The 17,680-nt window shown below is 68.7% G+C and carries 13 protein-coding genes; 7 read left to right on the forward strand and 6 right to left on the reverse strand.

The features are described from left to right. Nucleotides 1-75: 75 nt before the first annotated feature. Nucleotides 76-936 carry an SDR family NAD(P)-dependent oxidoreductase gene (locus tag ACJOT3_RS23030; protein ID WP_406975172.1) on the reverse strand — a complete coding sequence of 287 codons (861 nt, stop codon included), beginning with the start codon at nt 934-936 and terminating at the stop codon, nt 76-78. A 168-nt stretch (nt 937-1,104) separates the two neighbouring features. Between ACJOT3_RS23030 and ACJOT3_RS23035 the strand changes: the two genes are divergently transcribed. Further along, nucleotides 1,105-1,965 (forward strand): helix-turn-helix transcriptional regulator, encoded by an 861-nt coding sequence (locus ACJOT3_RS23035; RefSeq protein ID WP_406975173.1) that lies wholly within the window; start codon nt 1,105-1,107, stop codon nt 1,963-1,965. Here ACJOT3_RS23035 and ACJOT3_RS23040 read toward each other — a convergent pair. From ACJOT3_RS23040 to ACJOT3_RS23050, 3 genes are read right to left on the reverse strand one after another with little or no spacing between them, the layout of a single operon-like run. Beyond that, entirely contained in the window at nt 1,953-3,002 is a 1,050-nt protein-coding gene (locus ACJOT3_RS23040; protein ID WP_406975174.1) for an ABC transporter ATP-binding protein, read from the reverse strand. The genes ACJOT3_RS23035 and ACJOT3_RS23040 overlap by 13 nt on opposite strands. Continuing rightward, a complete protein-coding gene (locus ACJOT3_RS23045) occupies nt 2,999-4,537 on the reverse strand; it encodes an ABC transporter permease (RefSeq protein ID WP_406975175.1) in 1,539 nt (512 codons plus the stop codon). The genes ACJOT3_RS23040 and ACJOT3_RS23045 overlap by 4 nt, the downstream gene beginning before the upstream one ends. Before the next feature lie 8 nt (nt 4,538-4,545). Further along, nucleotides 4,546-5,601, reverse strand: coding sequence for an extracellular solute-binding protein (locus tag ACJOT3_RS23050; RefSeq protein ID WP_406975176.1), 1,056 nt, complete (start codon nt 5,599-5,601; stop codon nt 4,546-4,548). 99 nt (nt 5,602-5,700) lie between these two features. Between ACJOT3_RS23050 and ACJOT3_RS23055 the strand changes: the two genes are divergently transcribed. From ACJOT3_RS23055 to aspS, 4 genes are all read left to right on the forward strand, one after another. Beyond that, a complete protein-coding gene (locus tag ACJOT3_RS23055; RefSeq protein WP_406975177.1) occupies nt 5,701-6,285 on the forward strand; it encodes a response regulator transcription factor in 585 nt (194 codons plus the stop codon). Beyond that, nucleotides 6,282-7,562, forward strand: a complete 1,281-nt coding sequence (locus tag ACJOT3_RS23060) for a sensor histidine kinase (protein ID WP_406975178.1) — start codon at nt 6,282-6,284, stop codon at nt 7,560-7,562. Before ACJOT3_RS23055 ends, ACJOT3_RS23060 begins: the two co-directional genes overlap by 4 nt. 44 nt (nt 7,563-7,606) lie before the next feature. Beyond that, complete coding sequence (locus ACJOT3_RS23065) at nt 7,607-9,106, forward strand: MFS transporter (protein WP_406975179.1); 1,500 nt, start codon at nt 7,607-7,609, stop codon at nt 9,104-9,106. A gap of 428 nt (nt 9,107-9,534) precedes the next feature. Further along, complete coding sequence (aspS, locus tag ACJOT3_RS23070) at nt 9,535-10,857, forward strand: aspartate--tRNA(Asn) ligase (RefSeq protein ID WP_406975180.1); 1,323 nt, start codon at nt 9,535-9,537, stop codon at nt 10,855-10,857. Between the two features lie 70 nt (nt 10,858-10,927). On the opposite strand, the gene ACJOT3_RS23075 is transcribed toward aspS, so the two are convergent. Together ACJOT3_RS23075 and ACJOT3_RS23080 are read right to left on the reverse strand one after the other, a co-directional pair. Beyond that, the gene (locus ACJOT3_RS23075) at nt 10,928-11,425 is read right to left on the reverse strand and encodes a hypothetical protein (RefSeq protein WP_406975181.1); all 498 of its coding nucleotides are present in this window, start codon (nt 11,423-11,425) and stop codon (nt 10,928-10,930) included. 729 nt (nt 11,426-12,154) lie between these two features. Further along, nucleotides 12,155-12,331 carry a hypothetical protein gene (locus tag ACJOT3_RS23080; protein WP_406975182.1) on the reverse strand — a complete coding sequence of 59 codons (177 nt, stop codon included), beginning with the start codon at nt 12,329-12,331 and terminating at the stop codon, nt 12,155-12,157. Between the two features lie 352 nt (nt 12,332-12,683). On the opposite strand from ACJOT3_RS23080, the gene ACJOT3_RS23085 reads away from it, so the two are divergent. Continuing rightward, on the forward strand, nt 12,684-13,061 hold the full coding sequence (locus ACJOT3_RS23085; protein ID WP_406975183.1) for a Het-E N-terminal domain-containing protein: 378 nt from the start codon (nt 12,684-12,686) through the stop codon (nt 13,059-13,061). A gap of 7 nt (nt 13,062-13,068) precedes the next feature. After that, nucleotides 13,069-17,523: a hypothetical protein gene (locus ACJOT3_RS23090; RefSeq protein ID WP_406975184.1), complete on the forward strand. Its 4,455-nt coding sequence runs from the start codon at nt 13,069-13,071 to the stop codon at nt 17,521-17,523. Nucleotides 17,524-17,680: the final 157 nt, after the last annotated feature.

Consider the following 17,680-nt stretch of genomic DNA (forward strand, 5'->3'; position numbering starts at 1 on the left):
CTGCCCATCGGATTCTGACCCGGGTCAGCGGGTGCCCGGCCCCGGGGCCGGGCACCGAACCGGGCACCGAGCCGTTCAGGCCTGCGGGAAGTCCGTGGTGGCGGCGAGTCCGCGCGAGGCCTCCAGGTCGGCGGCCAGTGCCTGGAGACGGCCCTCCACGAGCGCCAGCGAGTCCGAGCCGAGCAGCTGGTGCAGGGGTGCCCCGCCGGTGACCGCCACGGTGATGATCGCCGCGGCGGCCCTGGCCGGGTCGCCGGGCTGGGTGCCGGGGATCCGGTCCAGGTGCTCCTCGACCATCGCGCGGACCGCCGGATAGGCGTCGCCGGCCGACGCGGGCAGGCCGATCGACACCGGCCGCAGGAAGTCCGTGCGCATGTAGCCCGGCTCCACCAGGTTGACCCTGACACCGTGGTCGGCGACCTCGGCGGCCAGGGACTCCGTGATCGCCTCCAGGGCGAACTTCCCGGCGGTGTACAGGCCCCAGCCGGGGAAGGAGAGCAGCCCCAGCACCGACGACACGTTGATGACATGGCCGCCCCGGTCCTCGCGGAAGCCCGGCAGCACGGCGCGCAGCACGTTCCAGACCCCGAAGACCTGGACGTCGAACATCGCGCGGGCGTCGGCGTCGGAGACCTCCTCGACGGCGGCCAGGTAGCCGTACCCGGCGTTGTTGACGACCACGTCCAGGCCGCCGAACCGCTCCCTGGTCTCGGCGACGGCCCGCGAGACCTGTGCCTGGTCGGTGAGGTCGACCGCCGCGGCGTGCAGCCGGGACGTGTCGGTGCCTGCGAGCGCGCCGGCCAGCCGTTCGGGGGACCGGGTGGTCGCCGTGATGTTGTCGCCGCGCTCCAGCAACTGCTTGACGAGTTCGAGGCCCAGGCCGCGTGAGGCGCCGGTGACGAACCACGTGGCCGGACGGCCGGTGGGGTAGGTCATGATCGTTTCCTTCCGGAGAGTCGGGTACCGACACGTCCAGACTCCCGCCGGCACGGCGACCGCTCCGCCGGACAACAGGCCCGTGCGGTCCCGGTCCCGGGCCGCCTGGGACCGACAGACCCACCCGGGGCCGCCCCCGGACGCCGCGGCGCCCCCACAATGGGGTGCATGGCGGAGAAGAACACGGAACTGGCCGACTTCCTGCGCCGGGCCCGCGGCCAGTGCGACGCCTCCCGCGCCGGACTGCCCGCCGACGGCCGGGTGCGCCGCGTGCCCGGCCTGCGCCGCGAAGAGGTCGCGTTCCTGGCCGGGGTGTCCACCGACTACTACACCCGGCTGGAGCAGGGGCGGCGGATCGTGCCGTCCCCGTCGGTGGTGGAGGCCATCGGCCGTGCCCTGGACCTGGACCCGGCCGGGCGCGCCCACCTGGCCGACCTGATCGGCCCGGGCACCGGGACGCCGCGGCCGCGCGCACACCCGGTCCAGCGGGTCCGCCCCGGGCTGCACCAGCTGCTCGGGGCGCTGGAGGGGGCGCCCGCCCTGGTCCTGGGGCGGCGGGCCGACGTGCTCGCGCAGAACCGCCTGGGCCGGGCCCTGTTCACCGACTTCGAGCGCTTCCCCGCCGCGCGGCGCAACTACACCCGGTGGATGCTCCTGGACGAGGAGGCGCACACCCTGTTCGTCGACTGGGAGGAACAGGCCCGCGCCGCGGTGCGGAACCTCCGCCTGGAGGCGGGGAACGACCCCGCCGACCGGGCCACGGCCGAGCTGGTCGCCGAACTGCGCGAGCACAGCCCCGCGTTCGACGGCTGGTGGGACGAGCACCGCGTCCACCAGCGCACACACGGCTCCAAGCGGCTGCGGCACCCGCTGGTCGGAGACCTCACCGTCGAGTTCGAGACCCTCACCCTGCCGGGCGACGCCGACACCACGCTGTTCGTCTACTCGACCGAGCCCGACTCGCCCTCGCGGCGGGCGCTGGACCTCCTGGCTGGCTGGTCCCTGACCGGCCCGGGTCACCCGTCGTAGGAGGGCGCGCTCCCCTCGGGGCGGAAGGACACCTTGTCCCCCGGGGCCGGGACGGCGTCGGAGGGCAGCCGCGCCAGCAGCGGCTCCCCCAGCCCCGCGTCCAGCTCGACGAGCGCGTCGTGCCCGTGGTAGCGGACCCGGACCACCCGCATGGGCACCCCGTCGGGGCGCCGCACCAGCTGCTCGGGGCGCAGCATCACCGTCACCTCGCCCTCGGCGGGCCCGGCGAGGGCGATCCCGCCCAGGGCGGTCTCCACCCGGCCCGCCGACGCCCGCCCCCGCAGGAAGTTGGCCTCGCCCAGGAAGGACGCCAGCCACGGGGTCGAGGGGCCGCGGTACAGCGACACCGGTGTTCCCTGCTGCACCAGCCGCCCCTCGCGCAGGGCGATGACCGTGTCCGCCGTCTGCAGCGCCTCGCCCTGGTCGTGGGTGACCATGACCGCGGTGACGCCCAGGCGCCGCAGCAGGTCGATCAGCTCATCGCGCAGCTCCACCCGGATCTGCGGGTCCAGAGCCGCGAACGGCTCGTCGAGCAGCAGCAGCCGGGGCCGGGCCGCCAGCGCCCGGGCCAGCGCCACCCGCTGGGCCTGCCCGCCCGAGAGCTGGTCCGGGAACCGGTCCGCCAGCTCCCGGATGCCGACCAGGTCGAGCAGCTCCCCGGTCGCCTCGTCCAGAGGCCCGCGCCGCGACCACCGCGGCCACCGGTTGCGCCCCGGTGCGGGCGGCGCCCCGAAGGACACGTTCCGCGCCACGGTCAGGTGCGGGAACAGGAAGGGGCTCTGCGGCACCCAGCCGATGCGCCGCCGCTCCGGCGGCACGGACACCGACTCCGAGCCGAGGTCGGCCCCGTCCAGGGCGACCCGCCCCGCCCGGGCCGGGATCAGGCCCGCGACGGCGCGCAGCAGGGTGGACTTGCCGCAGCCGCTGGGGCCGATGACGACGGCGAACGCACCGGCGTCCACGGTGAAGGAGACCTGGTCGAGGACGCGCCGGCCACCGAGGTGCACGGTGAGGTCCTGGACGGTGAGGCTGCTCATCGGATCGTTTCCATGTCGGAGCGGTCGCCGCGGGGGGCGAGGAGGAGCGCGGGGACGGCCGCCACCACGAGCAGGGCGAGCGCGTAGGGGACGGCGGCCCCGTAGGCCGAGATGTCGGTCTTGGCCCAGACCCTGACGGCCAGGGTCTCCATCCCGGTCGGGCGGAGCAGGAGGGTGGCGGGCAGCTCCTTCATCGCGGTGACCGTGATGAAGAGGACGGACACCACCACCCCCGGCCGGGCCAGCCGGGCCGTGACCTCCCACCACCGGCGCAGGCGGCCGTGGCCCAGGGTGGCGGCGACGTCCTCCAGGTCGGTGGGGACGCGTTCGATGGAGGCGCGGACCGTGCCGATCGCCTTGGGCAGGAAGAGCACCCCGTAGGCGAAGGCCAGCATGGCGGCGGTCTGGTACAGGACCGGCACCACTCCCAGGGAGAAGAACACCAGCCCCAGCCCGATCACGATCCCGGGCACGGCCAGCGGCAGCGAGGCGACCGCCTCAAGGACCCGGGCGATACGGCCCCGGTACCGGGCGGCGAGGGTGGCGATGGGCAGGGCGAGCAGGACCGCGATCAGGGCGCCGGCGCCGGAGAGCAGGACGGTGTTCACCGTCGCCTCGGCCAGCCCCGGCAGGTCCAGGACAGCGACGCTCTCCGCGGCCCGCAGCCGGTTCAGCAGGCTGACGACCGGCACGCCCACCGCGCCCGCCACCGGCAGCAGCAGGACGGCGACCGCCCACGGCGTCCACCCCCCGATCCGCAGCGGGACACGGGAGTCCTCGCGGTCCACCGAGAACTGCCGGGACGGCCGCAGCCGCCGCTCTCCCAGGTACACCAGGAGCGCGACCAGCACGAGGATCCCGGCGAGCACGGCCGCGTAGTTGCGGTCGAAGGTCGCCCCGTACGCCTGGTGGACCGCGGTGGTGAGCACCGGGTACCGGAACAGGGCGACGCCGCCGAAGTCGGCGAGGACGTAGAGGCACACCAGCAGGGCGCCCGCGAACGCCGACCCCCGGATCGCCGGCCAGGTCACGCGCCGGAACGCGCCCATGGGCGTGCACCCCAGGGTCCGCGCCACGTCGGTGTGGGCGCCCGAGGCGCCGCGCAGCGTCGCCGTCACCGGCAGCACCACGTACGGGGTGGTCACGACGGTGAGCACCAGCCACGCGGGCCAGAACCCGTGGATGTGGGGGAACGCGGCGAGCCACCCGAACGCCGCCAGGTACGACGGGACCGCCAGCGGCAGCACGACCAGCGCCCCCAGCAGGCGCCGGGCCGGCAGGTGGACCCGGGCCAGGACCCAGGCCGACAGCACGCCCAGGACGGTCGCGGACACGGTCACCGCCGCGGCCAGGGCGACCGTGTTGGCCAGCAGCAGCGGGATCCGGGGCCGGGACAGGACGGCGAGGAGCCCGTCGGCCCCGGCGTCGGTGATGCGCACGGCCAGGTAGATGAGCGGGACGGAGGCGAGCAACGCGGCGCATCCCGCCGCCGCCAGGAGCGGGGACGGGATGCGCGCGGAGTGGGGACGGGGCATCGGGCGGGTCAGATGAGGCCGGCGCCGGCCAGCAGCTCCTGGGTCCGGGCCAGGGACTCCAGGTCGCTCAGGTCCAGCCCGGGGTTGACCAGGGACTCCAGCTCCGGCAGGCCCTCGGGGGCCGGGGTGCCCTCCACCAGCGGGTACTCGTACGTCGTCTCGGCGAAGTAGGTCTGGCCCGCGTCGGAGACCAGGTACTCCACGAAGGCGAGCGCGTCGGGGTCGCCCTCGGCCCCGGCCAGGACGGCCGCGCCGGTCACGTTCACGATCCCGCCGGGGTCGCCGGGCAGGAACTTCAGCTGGGCGCGCATGTTGTCCGCACCGGCCTCGGCGGCCGCCTCGAACCAGTAGTAGTGGTTGATCAGGCCGAGCCCGGCCGCACCGGTGTTGACCAGCTCCAGGCTGTCGCCGTTGCTCTCGGTCAGCACGGGGTCGTTGCCGGCGACGCCCTCCACCCACTCCTGGGCGGCCTCCTCGCCCTCCAGGACGCGCAGCGCGGTGACGAACGACTGGAAGCTCGCGTTGCCCGGGGCGAAGGCGATCTCACCGCTCCACTCGGAGTCGACCAGGTCGGCGACCGCGTCCGGGACCTCGTCCTCGGTGTACTCCTCGCCGTCGTAGGCGATGACCCGCGCCCGGCCGGTCACCCCCACCCAGCTGTCGTCGGTGCTGGTGAACCCGTCCGGGACGGTGTCCGCGATCTCCGCGGGCAGGGTCGAGGCCAGCCCCGCGGAGGTCAGCTCGCCCAGCGCCCCGGCGTCCTGGGACAGGAACACCTGCGCGGGCGTGGCGTCGCCCTCCTCCAGCAGCAGCGCGGCGATCTCGCCGGTGGACCCGTAGCGGACCTCCACCTCGATCCCGGTCTCCTCGGTGAACTGCTCGATCAGCGGGGCGATCAGGTCCTCGCTGCGGCCCGAGTAGAGGACCAGGTTCCCGTCGCCCTCTCCCGCGGCCTCGCCCGGGGCGGCGGGGGAGTCCTCCGGGCCGGTCCCGGCACAGGCGGTGGCCGCGAACGACACGGAGATCAGGGCGGCGCCCAGGGCAAGGGTGCGACGTGTGCGCATGATCGGTAGAACTCCAGTTCAGGCGGGGGAAACAAAAATGTAAGGGTAGGCTAAGCTCTGTTTCGTGCCGGGTGAATACCGAAAATTGGGGGGTGTTCCTTGCCGGACACGCGGGTACTCCTCGTCGACGACCACCGGGTGTTCACCGAACTCCTGGGCTACACGCTCGACGCCCAGCCGGGAATCCGCTGCGTCGCCCGCGCCCGCACCTGCCGGGCCGCGCTGGAGATCGCCGCCGCCACGGGCTTCGACGCGGCGGTCATCGACCTCCGACTGCCCGACGGCGACGGGCTTGAGCTGGCCCGCACCCTGCACGCCCACGAACCGCGGGCGCGCGTGATCGTGCTGACCGCGTTCCCCACCGCGCGGCTCACCGCCGACGCGGCCGAGCACGGGATCCCCGTGCTCGCCAAGGACGGATCCCTGGACCTGGTGCTGCGGGAACTGCGGACCGCCGAACCCGGCACCGTGGCGGACATCACCCTCACCAGCCGCGAACGCCAGGTCGTGGAACTGATCTCCGAGGGGCTCAGCCCCGTGGCGATCGCCCGCGCCCTCGCGATCAGCCCCCACACCGTCCGCGAACACGTCAAAGCCCTGCTGCGCAAGACCGGGACCACCTCCCAGATCGAGGCCCTGGCCGCGGTGCGCCGGGCGGGGCTGCTGGACCCCGAACACGCATGAGCGGCCCGCCCCCCGTCATCCGCAGGGCACTGGCGATCTACCTCGCCGTCGTGCTCACCGTCGCCGCGGCCGCCTCCGCCGTCGTCGTGGCCCTGGCCGACGCCACCGCCCGGCAGGACCTGGTGGCCGACGCCGAGGAGACCGCCCGGCTGGTCCAGGGCGCCGTCGTCACCTCCCTCGAACAGCACTCCGGGCCCACCACACGGGACACCTTCGAGGACCTGCTCCTGCCGCACGTCCGCGCCGGGACCCTGGTCCGCGTCAAGGTGTGGGAACGCGTCGAGGACGGCGGGACGCTCCGACTGGTCTACTCCGACCTGGAGGAGCTGATCGGCCAGGAGAAACCCCTGCGCCCCGAGCGGGAGGAGATCTTCGGGACCGACCGGACGCTCGTCATCCCGGTGCCCGACGACCCCGCCCACCGCACCGAGTTCCGGCAGGACACCGACCTGGTCGAGATCTTCACCGCGTTCCGGGCCGACGGCCGGGACTTCCTGCTGGAGAGCTACTTCGAGACCACCACCACGGAGAAGGCCGAGCAGCTGCACCGCCGGGTGCTGCCGCTCGTCCTGGGCGGCATGGCCGTGCTCGCCGTCGCCACCCTGCCCGTCGCCGCCCTGCTCGCCCGCCACCTCGTCCGCGCCGACCGGGAGCGCGCCGCGCTCATCGACCGGGCCACCGCCGAACGCGACCGGGAGCGGGCCCGGCTGGGCCAGTACCTGCACGACGGCGTCGTCCAGGACCTGGCCGGCGCCTCCCTCGCCCTGACCACCCTCGCCCGCAGCGACCACCCCGACCCGGCCCGGATCGAGAGCATCGCCGACCTGCTGCGCGGCGACGTGCGCACCCTGCGCGGGCTCCTGGAGGACCTCGTGCCGCCCGACCTGACCTGGGAGGCGCTGCCCGACGCCCTCGAAGGCCTGCTGCGCGACACCGGCATCCCCGCCACCGAACTCCACGTCGGCCGGGCCAGCGCCGCCGACGACACCGCCGAGGTCGTCTACCGGATCACCCGCGAACTGCTCATCAACGCCGCCGAACACTCCGGGGCCGGCTCGGTCGCGGTCACGGTCGAGGCCGACCGGGAGTCGGTGCACATCACCGTCAGCGACGACGGCGCCGGGTTCGACCCCGACGCCGACCCCGAGGCGGGGCACGTCGGGCTGCGCATCATCGACCACATCTCCCGCCTGGCGGGCGGAGCGACCCGCGTCACCACCGCACCGGGGGCCGGATGCACCGTCAATGTGTCCCTGCCCGCTCGTAACCTGGTCTGACACCCGGATCGACGGGATCGGAGCGACGGGGGAGGAGCCGGCGCATGAGCGAGTCCACGCCACCGGCCGGGGGCGCAGCGGAGCCGGTGCCCCCGACGCCCCCGGCCACCTCGCAGGGCGTCGCGGTGCCGCCCGACGGGTTCCGCATCTTCGTGCAGGTGCTCGTCAACACCGCCGTCGCCAACGTGACGACCGGCTTCCTGTGGTTCGCGCTGACGTTCTGGATCTACGCCGAGACCCGCAACGTGATCGCGACCGGCGTGATCGGCGCCTCCTACATGCTGTTCGTGTCGCTGTTCAGCATGTTCTTCGGCACCCTCGTCGACCGCTTCCACAAGAAGGCGGTCATGCTGTGGGCCACCCTGGCCACGCTCGTCGTCTTCGTCCTGGACACCGGGTTCTTCTTCGCGGTCGGCGAGGCGGCCATGGTGGACCTGAGCCTGCCGTGGTTCTGGATCTTCGCGGTCGTCATGCTCGCCGGGGCGGTCGTGGAGCAGCTGCGCAACATCGCGCTCTCCACCACCGTCACGCTGCTGGTGCCCGACGAGCGCCACGCCAACGCCAACGGGCTCGTCGGCTCCGTGCAGGGGCTGGCGATGCTCGTCACGAGCGTGTTCAGCGGCCTCTCGGTCGGCTTCCTCGGCATGGGGTGGACACTCGTCATCGGCGTGGCCGCACTCGCCCTCACGGTGCTCCACCTGGCGGGGCTGCACATCCCCGAGCGGACCATCGTCCACGCCGAACAGCAGGTGAAGTGGGTCGACATCCGCGGCGGATGGCTCGCCGTGATCGCGGTGCCCGGCCTGCTCGCGCTGGTGCTGTTCACCACCCTCAACAACCTCTTCGGCGGCGTCGCGATGGCGCTCATGGACCCCTACGGCATCGACCTGTTCGGCGTGCAGGGCTGGGGCGTCTGGTTCGCCGTGGGCTCCACCGGCCTGTTCGTCGGCGGGGCGCTCATCGCCGCGCGGGGGCTGGGTGGGAACCCGATCCGCACCATGCTGCTGGTCGCCGTGGCGATCGGCGTGATCGGCATGCTGTTCACGATCCGCGAGTGGGGCTGGCTGTTCGTCGTGGGGACCTGGCTGATGATGGCCCTCATCCCGGCGGTCGAGGCCGCGGAACAGACCGTCGTCCAACGGGTCGTCCCCTACGAGAAGCAGGGCCGCGTCTTCGGCTTCGCGACCACGTTCGAGGCGGCGTCGGCACCGGTGACGGCGCTGCTGATCGCGCCGCTCGCCGAGCTGTGGGTCATCCCGCACATGCGCACCGACGCCGGGCGGCGGCAGTGGGAGTGGCTGCTCGGCACCGGCGACTCCCGGGGCATCGCCCTGGTCATGGTGGCTGCCGGGCTCGCCTGCGCCCTGCTGGCCCTGGCCGCCCTGCTCACCCCGCAGTATCGGCTGCTTTCGAAGATGTACGCGCGCAAGGCGCCGACCGCCGAACCCGGCGAGGAGGGCGGGGGCGTCGGGGATGCGGGGGGTGCCGAAAGCACCGGGCCCGCCGGGGACGTCGACGAGGGCGGGCCGCGCCCGGGTCGCTGAACACGCCCGGGTCCGGCCCGGAAGCCGTGCCGGGGGAGGCACGGGCCGCGGGACCACGGCCGGACGGCGAACGGCCGAGCGGCAGCGCCCGCACCCGGCCCCCCACGGCCGGTGAAAGTCGCGGGCGCGGCGGGCGGGGATGCCGTAGGGTCGGGGCAACGCGATGACGGAGACGAGTAACCGCGGGACCGCGTGAACCCAGAGAGCCGCCGGTGGCTGGGAAGGCGGCTTCACGCCCCGCGGCCAAGACCCTCCCGAGCGCGGGGAGGAACGGCCCGTCCCGGGCCCGATGCCCCGCCGGCCGGCCCCCGTGATCGGGCCCGAACGAGGCCGCCGCCATGGCGGCGGCGAAGGCGTGGTGGCACCGCGAGTCTCCCTTATCGCCCACGCCCCCAAGGGATCATTCCGAGGTCCTTCGGAGGACTCCGATGATCCATCCCACGAGCCGTACCCTGGTCCGCGACCTGCGGCGACACATCGGCGAGACGGTGTCGGTCCGCGGCTGGGCGAGCACCCTGCGGCTACAGAGCCGGATGCAGTTCGTCGTCGTGCGCGACCACACGGGCACCGTCCAGACCACCCACCGCCGCGGCGGGCAGGGCGACGCCGTCGAGGCCGCCCTGGAATCCCTGACGGCCGAGTCCGCGGTGCGGATCACCGGCACGGTGGTCGACAACCCGATCGTTGCGCTCGGCGGCCTGGAGCTCGTGCCGCACGAGGTCGAGGTGCTCAACCGCGCCGAGGCACCGCTGCCCATCGACGAGCACACGGGGATCGAACAGCGCCTGGACCGGCGCTTCCTCGACGTTCGTCGCCGCCCCGAGGCCGGGCTGCTGTTCGCCGTGCAGACGACCCTGGAGCAGGGCATGCGCGAGTTCGCGTACGCCGCGGGGGCCACCGAGATGCACACGCCCAAGCTGATGGGCACCGCCTCGGAGTCCGGAGCCGAAGTATTCAAACTTGACTACTTCGGCCGTTCCGCCTACCTGGCGCAGTCGCCGCAGTTCTACAAACAGATGGCCATTGCCGCCGGGATCGACAGGGTCTTCGAGGTCGGGCCGGTGTTCCGGGCCGAGCCGTCCTTCACCTCCCGGCACGCCACCGAGTTCACCGGCGTGGACGTCGAACTCGCGTGGACCGACGGGGTCGAGGACGTCATGGCCTTCGAGGAGGGGATGCTCGCCCACGCCCTGACCGGGGTCGCCCGGACCCACGGCGCGGCGATCGCCGAGCACTTCGGCGTCGACGTCGCCGTGCCCGACACCCCGTTCCCCCGGCTCACCATGGCCGAGGCCCAGGAGATCCTCCGGCGCGGCGGCTGGGACCCGTCCGGCGTCAAGGAGGACCTGGACCCGGAGGGCGAGCGGCGTCTGGCCGCGCACGTCAAGGCGGAGACCGGGCACGAATTCGTGTTCGTCACCCACTATCCGGCGTCGATCCGGCCGTTCTACCACATGCGCTCCGCCGACCACCCGGACCTGACACTCAGCTTCGACCTGCTGTGGAAGGGCCTGGAGATCACCACCGGCGCCCAGCGCGAACACCGCCACGACGTCCTGCTCGACCAGGCCGCACAGAAGGGGATGGGCACCGAACCCCTCCGCGCCTACCTCGACTCCTTCCGCTACGGCTGCCCGCCCCACGGCGGCTTCGGCATGGGCCTGGCCCGCGTCCTGATGGTCCTCCTGGGCCTGGACTCCATCCGCGAGGCCGGGTTCCTCTTCCGCGGCCCCCGCCGCCTCACCCCGTAGCCCGCCCGGCCCGCCCCCGCCCGCAGTCGCAGCCGCGGCCGGGGACGGGGGCGGGCCCGGCCGCCGCGCGCTATCCGGCGGGCGGTTCGACGTCCAACGCCCGGCCGAGCGCGGCCGTGAGAGGTGCCGCGTGGGCGGGCAGGTGATGTCCGGACCAGATGCGGGCCGAACCCAGGAACCCCCGGAGGTCGTTCTCGACCCGGCCGAGCGACGCGCGCAGTTCCGGGGCGCCCACCTCGATGACGGGGCCGCCCTCCGTCTCGGCGTCGACCGTCATGCGGACGGTGTCCCCCGAGCGTTCGATGAACGGGGAGGGGTCGTGCCCCAGATCGGGCGGCCGGCCGTCGCCGTCGAGGTGGCGGAGCCAGTCGCGCCACTCGCCCAGGCCGCTGCAACAGCCGGGGACCAGGACGGTGCGACGCGTGGTGTCGATGACGCGCACACCCCCGGCCACGAAGAGTCCGTCCAGGGTGAGCAGGCCGCGGAGGAAGCCTTCCAGCGGTTCCGGCGGGCGGGGCGGGTGCCCCTCGGGGAACGGCTCGATGTCGTTGCATGCGGCGGCGCACATGATCGCGGTACCGATGGCGCCGGGGGAGAGTCCGGCGTTCAGGTGGAGGAAGCCGGTGGGGAGGCGGTCGTCGACGGGCCACGGGGGAACCCGTCGGCGGGGCGGAGCTCGACGACGGGATGCAGGACGATCATCCCCGCATTCTGCCCCGGAACACGGGGCCGACCGAGTTCGTCACGAGTCACCGCCGCCGGACCGTCGGCGGCACCTGGCGAAGGATGGTCGACTGGATTCGGATCGGTGCCACCAGCGGTGAGAAACCGATCATGGAGATTGGCTCCACCACCGCACTCACTCCCCGGTGGCAGGGGTCTGCGAAAAGGGGGAACTTGCACGGGAGGAGGCGGGCCGTGTCGAGGTGCTCGAATGCTCCTGGCACGGACCGACGACCGAACTCCGGCCGCCGACCTATTCCCTTTCCCCCCGGTATCTCCTGCGTAGTGCTCCCCGCCCCGGACAGTACGGGAACGGTCCGAGGTTCGCGTCGTTGACGGGTGTTCCATGGTCGCCGCGGAGCGCGGGTAGACCGCGGAACCGCCTGGACAGGGTGCCGAGCGACAAGCCCCACTCTTCCGCTGACCGGGCCCGTCTGCGCTGCCACAGGAGCAAAGCGATCTTCGCCCAACCCCGTTACCAGCGTGAGCACCGCCGCCGCAAGGAGTCGGCCTTCGATTGGGCGGCCCAGAGCAGGGCTGTTTCATTCTCGGTGAGTGGTGGCGTTGACACTGTTCAGCGAAGTCCGATCACGTCCAGCGGGCGGGTGAACGCCTCATACGACACCCACCGGATCGCGTCGGGCACCGTGTCCTGGCCCAACCGGCCCAAGAACACCAGGGTGACCGCGCGTAGCGCGGCCAGGTTGTCGGGGCCGTGCCCGCAGCGGACCCTGCAGGCGTCCTCGCCCAACGACACGTCCTTGTTGCTCGTTGGCGGGGGTTTCGACCGGATCGCTACAGGTCTGTGATCAGCGCTGATGTGTCACGATCCCGCCCATGGAACAGCCCTGGGCCCAGAGATGTCGCAACAGCATGTAACCGTGCATCGACCTTCTCAAGCAGAACCGGGCAGTTGCGACCTGCCACGACGGGCGGGCCGAAATCTCTCCCGTTCGGAAAACGATTTCCGTGGTGAAGAACATCCGACATTCAAACATGGGATGATCCCCTTATCTGAAAAGGCGTGTGGATGATGTTGAAGAGCGCCGATTTAGGGGGAACATCAGTATTCTATGAACGAGGCCGCGAGCGAGGAGACCAGCATGGACCCCATCACCCTGATCGTTGCGGCGCTGACGGCGGGAGCGGTCTCGGGGGTGACGGATGCGGCTTCGAGCGCGGTCAAGGACGCCTACACCGGGCTGCGCGATCTCGTGAAGAAACGGCTCGGCGGAGAGGACTCGGCGGGCGAGATCGTATTGAAGCACCATGAGGCCTCTCCTGAAACGTGGAAGGCTCCCCTGGCCGAAATCCTGAAGGAGAAGAAGGTCGACAACGACCCCGACCTCCTCCGGGCTGCGCAGGAACTGATGAGCCTCCTGGACTCGGAGGGCACGGCGTCCAACAAGTACAAGGTCGACCTCCGGGGGGCGAAGGGCGTGCAGGTCGGGGATTTCAATTCCCAGACCAATAAATGGTGAACCGCACTTGGATATCACCCACCGGTCGGGACCGGCTCAGTACGGAAACAACAACTCCCAGGTCAATATCAATGGAAGCCCATCGGGCCTCCGCGGTGTCATCTCCCATCGTGAGGTAGTCGATGGTCTGGTCGGTTTCCGGCAAAAACTGAAGGGGTCCGAACTCCCGTTCATTCCTCCCCAAACCGATTCCCCTTCGCACCCCCGGAACATCCTTGACGACCTCAAATCCAAGGCAGGGGACAAGGGCACGCTCCTCGTCGCCCCGGCGGGAGCCGGCAAGAGCCGAACGTGCTTCGAGGTAGGGGACCTCGCGGTCGCGGACGGCTGGGACGTCCTGCACGTCCAGACCGGTGAATTCCAAGGGACCGATGTTGACATCGCCGCGGCGATCGCCGAAGCCGGATCGCGTGTACTCCTGATTCTCGACTACCTCAATGACTACCAGGGGATCAACCTGGCGACCGTTCGCCACAGGCTCCTCGTCCTGGCGTCGGCCCAGAAGACAAAGGTCGCCATCCTCGCCTCGGCGAGGCCGGGATGGCTGTCCGAGAACTCGGGCCCGTACACGCACGACCTCTTCGACGTTCTGCCCCTGGACAACAGCCGTGAGGCCGAGATCCGCGACGGCATCATCGCCTACGTCGCCCCGGAGGCCTCCCGGAGGTTCGGGGCGAGTGAGATGGCCGAGATGTGCGGGACGCGCCCCATCCTCGCCCTCCTGATCGCTCAGGAGATCGAGAGCCAGGTGAGGACCCGGCAGTTCACCGGTACCGCCCAACTCGCGGGCATACGCCGTGGGGACCTCCTCTCCTGGCTCGAACGCAGGTTGGGGGAGGACGACCTGGCCGCGCCCAAGCAGGAATCGCGGCTGCGGGACCAACCTCCCACGGTCGAGTTGCAGGCCTGCGCCGCCATGGCCGCCGTCAGCCCACAGGCGGAGCCCGACGTGATCAAAGCGGCGAAGTCCGTCCTGGGGGACGACGAGCAGGGCGCCCGGAGCCTCATCATCACACTGCGCACCATGGGCTGGATCGAAGACGGACCCGAGGGCGTCACGGTCGTCCATGACATCGTCAGCGATCACCTCATGGAAGCCGTTCTCGCCCGCAAGAGCACCGGTGTCGTTCGCGAGGACATCGCTGACACCCTCCTGCGGAGTGCCATGCACCGAGGACGTTCGTTCGGGCGGATGGCGACTAATCTGTCCAGGGTGCTCTGGGACTTCCAGCAGGAAGCGCGCGGGTCGTTCCTGTCGGAGTTCTGTGTGCGATGGCTGGAGTCGAACTCCGAGGAGGTCGGTGACCTCCTCGCGCAGACTGAGAACGAGGGCGGCTACGCGCTCGGCGCGATCCTCGACAACCCGGCCTGGGCTCATGTGGCCGCTCAGCGCTGGGATTCGGTGGCCGCTCCCTGGATTGAGGAATACGGCATTTCGGTCTCCGCCCGACATCTCTATTATAAAGGTCTGAGATCCGCTGCAGGGCGCCGTGTTCCGGGGCTTGTCGACCGCGCATTAGAATGGCTTGGGACTCATCATTCGATATTCAATGCCAGCTTCGTGATCCAGGTCCTCATAGTTCACCCGCAGCTGACCAAGAAACAATTAGAATCTGCTATAACGCACCTGTCGTCATGGCTCCGTGGTCACGTCTGGATCGAAACCGCGAGATTTTCCATTCAAGGAGCCCTGTTTCGCCGAGATCTTTCTCAAGAACAGGTGAAACAGATTGTTTCATACGCGCTCCGCTGGCTGGGGAAGCATCACAATAATCCTTCTGCTTGGATTATACTCCATAAGGTTCTGAGTCGGAAAAATATTTCTGCCAACCAGTCGCGAAGAGCGATCAGTCATGCTCAGGTGTGGCTGACAAAAAATCACCTGGAACCTGACGCAAGCTTTGTTCTGCAAGCTCTCCTCGGACACGAGGAACTCACCCAGAGTCAAGCGGTCAAGGATATTTCCTTCGCCCTCAAGTGGATAAGGAAAAACAAAGAAACGAGCGACGTCGGGTTTGTTGTATCCAGGCTCCTCGGGCGAAATGATCTCTCCCCCGAGGATGCTTCTGAGGTGAAAAAGGTTGCTTTCGGGACTCTGGGCGGAAATCTGAAGGCTTCGCACAGTTACTTTATCCGGGCGCTGTTGGAACAGGAAGGCCTCAGCCTTGAGCACCGGTCGGCTGTGGTGGAGAAGGCCTTTTTGTGGCTCCAGGATCATGTGGGGACCGAGGGTGCGGGGTTCGTGCTCCGGGCGCTGTTGGAACAGGAAGGCCTCAGCCTTGAGCACCGGTCGGCTGTGGTGGAGAAGGCCTTTTTGTGGCTCCAGGATCATGTGGGGACCGAGGGTGCGGGGTTCGTGCTCCGGGCGCTGCTGGACCTGGATGACCTCGGTTCGGATGACGAGGTGCGGGCGATCGAGTACGCCCTCCTCTGGCTTCGAGATTATGTGGAGACCGAGGGTGCGGCGTTTGTGCTTCGGGCGCTGCTGGACCTGGATGACCTCGGCCCCGAACATTCAACAGCCGTGGTGGACCATACCCTTGTACATCTGGAGGCACGAAGCCTCGGGAAGAACTCGAGCTATGTCCTCGGCAGTCTTCTGAGGGAAAGCGATCTCAGCACTGATCAGTTTCGGAAGACCATGGATTACACGCTCTTGTGGCTGGACGAGTATGGCAGTTCCGGGCCCGCGAGCTACGTTTTCCAGCCCTTGTTCGCACGGACGGATATCTTCCCGAATGATCGAGGCCATGACTCGGAATTATCCGAGAAGATTTTGGCCTATGCCTTCGAATGGATGAGTTGTCATATCAGTTCTGCGGTATCGATTGGAATATTAGACGGTACCCTGAGCAGGGGCCTCCTCTCGGATGAACGCCGCGAGCATCTCATTGATCTATTGACTTCGCACGCAGAAAAGTTTGTCGAAAAATCGGGAGCAAGTTTTGCTCTTGCCTTGCTATTGCGCCATTCGAGTTTGAATTCAAAACAGGGTTCACGCGTTGTTCGAATGGCTTTCGAGTGGCTTGCGCAAAATAGAGATAAATCGGTTGCAAATTTTGTCCTGCAGGGCCTTTTGTCTCGAAGCGACCTCTCCAGGGCGAAGCGAAAGAAAGTCATTGAATTTTCTTTTTCCTGGCTTTCTTTGTATTCTCTCGAGAAAAATGCGAGATTGCTTATTTTTGTCCTGGCCAGGTCGGAAGGCCTGATCTCCTCGCGCCAGGATCAGTTGATTGATCACGCATTTTTATGGCTTTCTTCTCACGGCAGATCCGAAGTCGCCAGGCACGTTCTGCAGACTTTGCTGAAAATATTCTCATCAAATTCAGAACGTGTGCAGGAGATGGTAGATGCATCTTTGGAATGGGTTTCTGTGCATGGAAGGGAGTCGGAGGCCAGATATCTAATAGGGTTGTTGCTTGAAACAAAGTGTCCAGCTCCCGGGGTGATTGAGCGTGTCATGGACCATGCTTTGTTGTGGCTCGTCGAGCATTACGGCAAGAAATATTCTTGGAACATAGTTGGTTGCTTGCTCAATCGCCCCGAATTGAGCGAAGAGTGGGTCGATGCGCTTGTTGCCTTTGCTGTGAAGATTGTCAAAAGCAGCTCCGATGGTTCGTTTCCAGGCAGGGTTGCCATCGGTCTCCTGAAGCGGGTCGACGCCACACATGAAGAAGCTCCGCTTGTGATTGAAAAATCTCTGGAGTGTCTGCCTAAAATAGAGTCTCGGCCTATGGTGAACTACATTCTTCAACTTCTTTTAAGGAGGGATGACGCTAGTCCGGAGCAGATGTCGGTGATCGTTGAATCCTCGTTTGCCTGGCTCGCCGAAGGTGACGCGGGACTGAGTTCTGGTTTTCTGATCCAGAAGTTGGCCCGGCGGCCTGAACTGAACGCTGATCAAGCGGAGCGAGCCATAAGCCTACTGATGTCCTGGATCGATGAACAGGATCCGTCGTCGGCTAATCAATTTGCGAGCCTGGTTCTCTCGGTCGACGGGCTTCCGGAGCTGTATGTCAGGCGTGTCGTCCACCATTCTCTCCTCTGGGCGGCGGATAACGAGCACACCTACGATGTCCACAGGGCGTTCGTCATCCGTGCAATCCTGGACCGGGGCGAACTCACACAAGCCGCGGCGGCCTCCGCTATAGGCCACGGTGTCACATGGCTCAGGAACAACCCGGGTTCGTTGGAACAGCAGACGGTTCTGCGGGGATTGCTTCGTCGGGGAGACCTCACGTCCGAGCAAGTGGAATCCACCCTCACCCATGCCCGTGCATGGGTGCATCGATTCAGCGACATGCCGACTTTGCCGTTCGTCCTGGAGCCCTTGCTGAATCGCCCGGAGCTTGAAACAGCCGAGTTGGAAGTACTGGGAGGGCTCATGCCGAGCGGGGAACCCCCTGACGAGAATTCCTCACCGGATGCCCCTCTCGATCCGTACACCGATCTCCCTGGATGACCTGATGCTCCAGCTGCACTTCCGGTTTGTCCTGGTAGAAGCCCATCTTGTGGAGTCAACAGGACGCTGTCTTGCTGAACTTGTCGTTTCCCGGACACGTAGGCGGCCATCGTCCGATCGTCGATGGTTGTGAAGACGGCAAATCCCGGAGCGGTGG

Origin of the sequence: Nocardiopsis protaetiae (assembly GCF_045446735.1) — a bacterium.
Classification (GTDB): domain Bacteria; phylum Actinomycetota; class Actinomycetes; order Streptosporangiales; family Streptosporangiaceae; genus Nocardiopsis; species Nocardiopsis protaetiae.

Coding starts and splice junctions, on each gene's coding strand:
- aspS (WP_406975180.1), top strand. CDS start 9,535: ATGATCCATCCCACGAGCCGTACCCTGGTCCGCGACCTGCGGCGACAC.
- ACJOT3_RS23065 (WP_406975179.1), top strand. CDS start 7,607: ATGAGCGAGTCCACGCCACCGGCCGGGGGCGCAGCGGAGCCGGTGCCC.
- ACJOT3_RS23045 (WP_406975175.1), bottom strand. CDS start 4,537: ATGCCCCGTCCCCACTCCGCGCGCATCCCGTCCCCGCTCCTGGCGGCG.
- ACJOT3_RS23030 (WP_406975172.1), bottom strand. CDS start 936: ATGACCTACCCCACCGGCCGTCCGGCCACGTGGTTCGTCACCGGCGCC.
- ACJOT3_RS23050 (WP_406975176.1), bottom strand. CDS start 5,601: ATGCGCACACGTCGCACCCTTGCCCTGGGCGCCGCCCTGATCTCCGTG.
- ACJOT3_RS23085 (WP_406975183.1), top strand. CDS start 12,684: ATGGACCCCATCACCCTGATCGTTGCGGCGCTGACGGCGGGAGCGGTC.
- ACJOT3_RS23035 (WP_406975173.1), top strand. CDS start 1,105: ATGGCGGAGAAGAACACGGAACTGGCCGACTTCCTGCGCCGGGCCCGC.
- ACJOT3_RS23040 (WP_406975174.1), bottom strand. CDS start 3,002: ATGAGCAGCCTCACCGTCCAGGACCTCACCGTGCACCTCGGTGGCCGG.
- ACJOT3_RS23060 (WP_406975178.1), top strand. CDS start 6,282: ATGAGCGGCCCGCCCCCCGTCATCCGCAGGGCACTGGCGATCTACCTC.
- ACJOT3_RS23075 (WP_406975181.1), bottom strand. CDS start 11,425: ATGTGCGCCGCCGCATGCAACGACATCGAGCCGTTCCCCGAGGGGCAC.